Here is a 902-nt window from a genome sequence, read left to right as displayed (position 1 = left end):
AACCGTACCGGGTTTGTCGGAGAGTCAATATTCTGAGAGACTATCCCGATGACAAAACCAAACTATACCCCCGAAATTAGAGAAAGAGCGGTTCAATTACTAATTGAATCTGAAAAAGATTATCCTTCTACTTGGGCAGCAATCACAGCTATTGCTCCTAAAATCGGTTGTACTCCTGAAACATTGCGTGTTTGGTATTTAAAGCATCTGGATCAACTAAATCCTGCCAAAGTACAACAGATATCTGACCAAGAAAAAATGAAGCAAATGGAACGTGAAATTAAAGAATTAAAACGTGCCAATGAAATTCTACGCAAAGCAGCCGCTTTTTTCGCCCAGGCGGAGCTCGACCGCCCACACAAATAATGGTGGATTTTATCCATAACAATAAAGATCGATATGGTGTTGAAGCGATTTGTAGAATTTTACCGATTGCACCTTCAACCTATTACCGAACTTTAGATCTCACTGAAAATCCAGAACATCGAGCGAAACGAGATCTACATGATGAGTATCATGCTGAACAAATTAAACGAATTTGGAAAGAAAGTTCAGGTCGATATGGTGTACGTAAAGTTTGGCAAAAATTGAAACGTGAGGGTTATGTTATTGCACGTTGTACAGTTGCTCGATTGATGCAAAAGCTAGGTATACAAGGTGTTTGGCGTGGTAAGAATAAACAAACCACCCGTAACCGAGATGACCAAAAACGGGCAGATGATTTAGTGAAACGTAATTTTAATGCTGATCATCCAAACCAACTATGGGTGGGTGACTTTACGTATATTCAAACTCATTCAGGCTGGGTATATACCGCATTTGTTATTGATGTGTTCTCACGAGCAATTGTTGGATGGAAAGTATCTACACGGATGAATACAGATATGGTGCTTGATGCATTA

At 39.5% G+C, this 902-nt stretch carries 1 pseudogene and 1 other annotated feature; the pseudogene reads left to right on the top strand.

Features of this window, described 5'->3' with window-relative positions:
* Nucleotides 1-48: 48 nt before the first annotated feature.
* A pseudogene (locus tag HMPREF0023_RS16415) lies at nt 49-902 on the top strand (IS3-like element ISAba19 family transposase); the annotation flags it as partial.
* Nucleotides 324-440, top strand: a sequence feature (AL1L pseudoknot). It overlaps the preceding pseudogene by 117 nt.

The organism is Acinetobacter sp. ATCC 27244 (assembly GCF_000156555.1).
In the GTDB taxonomy this organism is placed as follows: domain Bacteria; phylum Pseudomonadota; class Gammaproteobacteria; order Pseudomonadales; family Moraxellaceae; genus Acinetobacter; species Acinetobacter haemolyticus.
This window is presented reverse-complemented; position numbering and strand designations above follow the sequence as displayed.